This is a genomic window from Protofrankia coriariae (assembly GCF_001017755.1).
In the GTDB taxonomy this organism is placed as follows: Bacteria; Actinomycetota; Actinomycetes; order Frankiales; family Frankiaceae; genus Protofrankia; species Protofrankia coriariae.
On record NZ_JWIO01000063.1, the window covers coordinates 2,149 to 9,082 of the forward strand.

Consider the following 6,934-nt stretch of genomic DNA (forward strand, 5'->3'; position numbering starts at 1 on the left):
CGCCCGCGGCCGTGGCCGCCGGCCCGGTGGCCGGCGAGCGCCGACCGGCCGGCGGGCACACGATCGTCACCGTGGCCGCACACCTGGACACCGGCAGGTATGCCGGTGGGTGCCGGGCCGTCCGCCGGCGCAGCCCCGGCCCGTGGCGCCGCCGGCGCGCCGACGCGACGGCGGGTCAGGAGGGACCACCCATGAGCACCAGCACGCACCGTAGCCCGCAGGCCCGGACCTCCGGGGTATCGCGGGCCGGGGCGGTGCGGGTCCCCGGGTCGTCGCGGGACCTCGTCGTCGCCATCACCCCCTTCACCGAGCCTGACGCGCGCCTGGTGGCTGCGGTGGCCCGGGCCGGCGGCCTCGGCGTTCTCGACCTGGGGCGGGACGCCGCCGCCGCGCGTGCCGCGCTCGCGGACGCGGCCCGCTGGTCGCGTGGCCCGTTCGGGATACGGGTGCCCGTCGGCTGCGCCACCAGCCCGTGGGAGCTGCCGCCCGAGGTGGACACCGTCGTCCTCGCCACCGGGCCGGCCCACGGAGGGCGGGACGGTGAGTGGGATGTGGCGACGGCGGCGGTCGGGCGCCGGCGCGTCCTCATCGAGATCACCTCGGTCGAGCAGGCGCAGGTGGCGGCCGCGGCCGGCGCCGACGGCCTGATCGCCCGGGGCGGCGAGTCCGGCGGCCGGGTCGGCGACCTGACCACGTTCACCCTGCTCCAGCACCTGTTCGCCGCCGACGGCCTGGACCTGCCCGTGTGGGCAGCCGGCGGGGTGGGGCCGCACACCGCCGCGGCCGCCGTTGCCGCGGGGGCGGTCGGCGTCGTGCTCGACGTCCAGCTCGCGCTCGTCCGGGAGATGGAGCTGCCGGCCGAGGTCGCCGCCGCCATCCGGGGCATGGACGGCAGCGAGACCACGGTCCTCGCCGGGCACCGGGTGTACGTCCGCCCCGACCTGCCGGTCGCCGGGCTTGCCGGCCAGCAGTTCGCCGGCCCTGGCCAACAGGTGGACGAGGACATCGACGATGACGCGGTCGCGTACCGTCTCGGCGCCCGTGACCTGCGCGAACAGTTCCTCCCCGTCGGTCAGGACGGCGCCTTCGCCGCGCCGCTGGCCGACCGGTACGTCACCGCCAGCGGCGTTGTCACAGCGGTCCGGGACGCCATCGAGACCCAGCTCGCCGCCGCGGTCCGGCTCGCCCCGCTCGCCCCGGGCGCGTCCTTCGCCGCCGACCGGGGTCTGCGCGTCCCGGTCGCGCAGGGGCCGATGACGCGGGTCAGCGACCGGGCCGAGTTCGCCCGGGCGGTGGCCGACGGCGGTGGCCTGCCGTTCCTCGCGCTGGCCCTGATGGACGGTGACGAGGCCCGCGCTCTGCTCGAACAGACCCGCGCCCTGCTCGGGGACGCGCCATGGGGGGTGGGGATCCTCGGCTTCGCCCCGCCGGAGATCCGTTCGGCCCAGCTCGATGCCATCGGGGAGATCCGCCCGCCCTGCGCGCTGATCGCCGGCGGGCGTCCGTCCCAGGCGGCCTCCCTGCAGTCCGCCGGTGTCGACACCTTCCTGCACGTGCCCTCGCCGGGGCTGCTCGGCCGGTTTCTCGCCGCCGGGGCCCGCAAGTTCGTCTTCGAGGGACGCGAGTGCGGCGGCCATGTCGGCCCGCGGGCCAGCTTCCCGCTGTGGGAGAGCCAGATCGCCGGGCTGTTGGCGTACGGCGAGCAGGTGTCCGTCGCCAGCGGCCGGTCCGCGGCCAGGGCGTTCTTCGAGGGCCTGCACGTGCTGTTCGCCGGCGGTGTGCACGACGAACGGTCCGCGGCGATGGTCGCGGCGGCTGCCGCGCCGCTGGCCGACCACGGTGCCCGGATCGGGGTGCTGATGGGTACCGCGTACCTGTTCACCGCCGAGGCGGTCAGCTCCGGCGCGATCCTGCCCGGTTTCCAGCGGACGGCGCTGGACTGCGACGGCACCGTCCTGCTGGAGACCTCGCCGGGGCACGCCACCCGCGCCGCCCGGTCACCTTTCGTCACCACGTTCGCCGGGCGGCGGGCCGAGCTGCTCGCCCAGGGGCTCGCCCCCGCGCAGGTGTGGGAGGAGCTGGAACAGTTCAACCTCGGCCGGTCACGGATCGCGAGCAAGGGCCTGCGCCGCGACCGCGGCCGGCTGGTATCCGTCGACGAGGACGTCCAGCGTAACGACGGTATGTTCATGATCGGCCAGGTGGCGGCGCTGCGTTCGGAGCCGACCACGGTGGCTGCCCTGCACGCCCAGGTGAGCGAGGGCGCCACCCAGGCGCTGGCCGACCGTCTCGCCGCCCTCGGCATCGACCCCGACAGCGACATCCCCGACAGTGACATCGACACTGGTCTCGACAGCGATGCCGATACCGACGTCGGCGCGGCGCTCGGGCAGCCGGCCCGGCCAGGCACCACGACACAGGCGGGCGCCACGACACAGGCGGGCACCAGGGCGCGGACGGGTGCCAGGGCACGCGGACGTGGACGCGGCCGCCGCCACGAGGCCGCCCGTCCGCTGGACGTGGCCGTCATCGGCATGGCCTGTGTGTTTCCGGGCGCCGCCGACACCGCCGAGTACTGGGCCAACGTGCTCGGGGGCGTCGACGCGGTCACCGAGGTGCCGCGCAGCCGCTGGGACGCGGACCTCTACCATGCTCCCGTCCAGACCCCTGACCAGCGGGCCTCCGGTGGCCCGGATTCCGGGCGGGGCGGGCGGGTGCCGTCCAGGTGGGGCGGGTTCCTCCCGCCGGTNGGGTTCCTCCCGCCGGTCCCGTTCGACGCGCTGCGCTTCGGCATCCCGCCGAAGTCGCTGAGCAGCATAGAACCCGGGCAGCTGCTCGCCCTCGAGGTGACCGCGCGGGCCCTGCGCGACGCCGGCTACGACAACCGGCCGTTCGACCGGTCGCGCACGTCGGTGGTCTTCGGCGCCGAGTCCGGCGCGGACCTCGCCGCCGCCCACGGCTTCCGCTCGGCCTACCCGGCCTTCTTCGGGCCGGTCCCACCCGCCCTGGCCGAACGCCTGCCGACACTGGACGAGGACTCCTTCCCCGGCATGCTCGCGAACGTCATCGCCGGGCGGGTCGCCAACCGTTTCGATCTCGGTGGCGTGAACTACACGGTGGACGCGGCATGCGCGTCCTCGCTGGCGGCGCTGGACACCGCCTGCAAGGAACTGGTCGGCGGCACCTCGGACCTGGTGCTCTGCGGCGGTGTGGACACGCACAACAGCATCCATGACTTCATCCTGTTCTCCTCTGTCCACGCTCTGTCACCGACCGGTCGGTCCCGCAGCTTCGACGCGGCCGCCGACGGCATCTGCCTGGGGGAGGGGGTAGCTGTCGTCGTCCTCAAGCGGCTCGCCGACGCCGAACGCGACGGCGACCGCATCCACGCGGTGATCAGGGCGGTGGCCGGGTCGAGTGACGGCCGGGCGCTGGGCATGACCGCGCCGAGCCGGGCCGGTCAGGTGCTGGCGATGGAACGGGCGTACGCGCGGGCCGGGATCTCCCCGGCCGACGTCGGCCTGGTCGAGGCACACGCCACCGGCACGGTCGTCGGTGACAGCACGGAACTCGCCAGCCTCACCGAGGTGTTCGCCGGCCACGGCGCCCGGCGGGGGAGCTGTGCCGTCGGCTCGGTGAAATCCCAGATCGGGCACACCAAGTGCGCCGCCGGGCTGGCCGGACTGATCAAGACGGTGCGGGCGCTGGCGGTCGGGGTGCGTCCCCCGACGTCCAACATCACCCGGCCGAACCCGTCCTGGGACGCCGGGAGCAGCCCGTTCTTCTTCGACACCGCCGCCCGGCCGTGGGCGGCGCCGGCGTCGCGGCGGCACGCCGGAGTGTCCGCGTTCGGCTTCGGCGGGACCAACTTCCACGTGGTGCTCTCCGCCTACGACGGCGCTCCCGAACCCACCCACGGGCTGGACGCCTGGCCCGCCGAACTGTTCGTCATCCGCGGCACCGACCGGGCGGCCGCCTGCCGCACCCTGGACCGGCTCGCCGAGCTGATCCGCGTCAACGACGGCGCCGGACGGCCCTGGAAGCTGCGTGACCTGGCCGCGACGGTGGCGGTCAAGCGCGGCGGGGCGGTGCGGGTGGCGTTCGTCGCGACCAGCCTGGACGAACTCGCCGACCTGGTGAAGCGGGCTCGCGCGTTCACCCACGACCCGAAGGCCGGGATTTTCGTCGCCGGCGGCGACCGGGGCGTGGCGGGCCAGGGCAGGGCCGGCCGTGCCACGCTGGTCGGTACCGCGGACACGGCCCCGGCGCCAGCCGGGAAGCAGGGCACGGGCGGGGCGGAAGAAGAAGAGGCGGAAGAAGGGAAGATCGCCTTCCTGTTCCCGGGGCAGGGCAGCCAGCGGCCCGGGATGCTGGCGGAGCTGTTCGTGGCCTTCCCACGGCTGCGGCACCTGCTCGAACGCGGGGAGAAGTGGGTGCCGGCGATGTTCCCGCCGGCCACGTTCAGCCGGGCGGACACCGACGCCCGGCATGCGGCGATCACCGACACCCGGACGGCGCAGCCGGTCCTCGGGATCGCCGGCCTCGCCATGCACGAGATCCTCACCGGCCTGGGCGTGCGTCCCGACCATCTCGGTGGCCACAGCTACGGCGAGCTGGTCGCCCTGTGCGCGGCCGGGGCCGTCGACATCGACGATCTGCTGCCGCTCAGCGAAGCCAGAGCGGCCGCCATCCTGGACGCCGCCGATGCCTTCGCCGCGGCCTCCGCGACCGCTGATCCCAGCGGTGCCTCCGCAACCGGTGTCATTGTCGGCCCTGCCGTTGGCGCCGATCCCACTCCCGTTGGCGCCGACACCACTACCATCAGTGGCAATAACACTACTTCTAGTGGCGACATCGATCCCGTCACGGCTGGCGCCGGCACGATGGCGGCGGTGTCAGCCCCGGCGTGGCGGGTGCGGGAGGTGCTGGACGCCGCGACGCCGGGCCCGGTCGACGGCCCGGCGGGCCCGGGCGATGCCGTGATCGCCAACCACAATTCGCCGGAGCAGACCGTGATCTCCGGTCCGACCCCCGCGGTGGAGGCCGCGGTGCGGCGCCTGGCGGCCGAAGGGCTCACCGCCAGGCGGATCCCGGTGGCGTGCGCCTTCCACAGCCCGGTGGTCGCGGCCGCGGCCGGGACGTTCGCCGCGGAGCTGGACAGGGCCGCGATCATCCCGCCGTCACGGCCGGTCTGGTCGAACACGACCGCGCGGCCATACCCGGACACCGCCGACGCGATCCGGCAGACCCTCGCCGGCCAGGTCGCCCAGCCCGTCCACTTCGTCGAGCAGATCGAGGCGATGTACGCCGCCGGTGTACGGATCTTCGTGGAGGCCGGGCCGGGTCGGGTCCTCACCGGGCTCACCAGCAGGATTCTGCACGGCCGGCCGCACACGGCCGTCGCCACGGACGTCCCCGGCGAACACGGGCTGCGCCGGCTCCTGCTCGCGCTGGCGGAGCTGGCGGCCGCCGGNCTGGCGGCCGCCGGTGTCGCCGTGGACACCACGCCACTGTTCACCGGACGTGACGCACAGGTGGTCTCGGCCGCGAACTGCCCGCGCCGGCCCGGCTGGCTCGTCGACGGCCACCTGGTGCGGACGTCCGACGGCCGTCACCTGCCGGGTGGGCTGGTTCCGGCGGACAGGCTGACCCGTCTGCCGGTCCCCGAACCGCCGTCGTGGGCCGCGTCTCCCGCGGTGGCGGAGCTGCCGACGGTGATCGTCCCACCGTCGGTCGGGAACACCGATGCCGCCGTGATCGAATTCCTGCGGACGACCCGTGAGCTGGTCGCCGCGCAGCGCGAGGTCATCCTGAACTACCTGGCCGCCACCGACCGCATGTCGGCACTCCCCCCGGCCGCTCTCGCGCGTGCGGAGGCTGCCCTGCCACCGGGCACGCTCGACCACGTCCCGCCACTCGACCACGTCCCGCTGTCGGATCCGCACGAGCATGGTCCGTTTCCAGCGGTGGACAACCACGTTGCGTTGCCAACGCCGGCCGACCATGCCGCGCCGCTGCCCGCCTCGGCCGATCAGCCCTGGCCGCCCGGCCAGCCCGTAGGCCACGACGACGCCCCGGCCGTGGTGGTCTCCGAGCGGCCGGTGTCCCGGGAGCCGGACGTGGTGCTGGGCGCGGTGGTGGAGGTGATCGTGTCCGCGACGGGGTATCCGGCCGAGATGCTGGCGGCGGACCTGGATCTCGAAGCCGACCTGGGTATCGATTCGATCAAACGGACGGAGATCCTGGGCACGCTGGCGGAACAGCTCGGCCTCGGCCTGCCCACGGCCCGGGAAGCCGGTACCACCGAAGGCGGCGCGACAGTGGATGTTGGCGCTGCCGGAGGCTGGAGAGCTGGCACTGCCGAAGGCGGCGCGACAATGGATATTGGCGCTGCCGGAGGCTGGAGAGCTGGCACTACCGAAGGCGGCCTGGCCGACGAGGTCGTCGAGGAGCTCGCGGCCATCCGGACCATTCGCGGGATCGTCGAGTGGATCGTCACCCGCTCGGATGCCGGCCCCGCCACGGACACGTACCCCGCGGCGGACGCGGGCCCTGCGACGTACCCGGACCCCGCCGCGAGCGTGGGCCCCGCCGTGGGCCCGGGGAACGCGGTGGGCCCGGGGAACGCCGTGGGCCCGGGGCTCGGCCCGGAGCTCGCGGCCGTCCCGGGCCCCGTGACGATTCCGGGCAGCGGGATTGTTGTGGAGGCCGCGAGCGTCGCGGACGCGGGGAGCGGGCCAGCGGTCCCGGCGGCCGTGTCGCGACAGGCCGGCGGTCGGCCCAGCGAACGTTTCGTGCGCCCGCCGGGCCCGGGGGATCCCGCGGACTCGGCGGCCGCGTTGCGGCGCTTCGTCGTCGAGGTCGTTCCGCTGCCGTCGCAGGGCACCCTCCCCGACCTGCTTGCCCTTGCCGCGGCGGGCACCCGCCCCGGGCC

Annotated in this window: 1 protein-coding gene (cut by a window edge); it reads left to right on the plus strand. The window is 74.9% G+C overall.

The genetic code is table 11. From position 1 onward, the window contains the following. Window positions 1–191: 191 nt before the first annotated feature. Window positions 192–6,934, plus strand: the 5' portion of a protein-coding gene (locus FrCorBMG51_RS22850) for a type I polyketide synthase (protein ID WP_047225086.1). It continues 1,648 nt past the right edge of the window; only the first 6,743 of its 8,391 coding nucleotides appear in the window; its start codon is at window positions 192–194; its stop codon lies beyond the right edge, outside the window.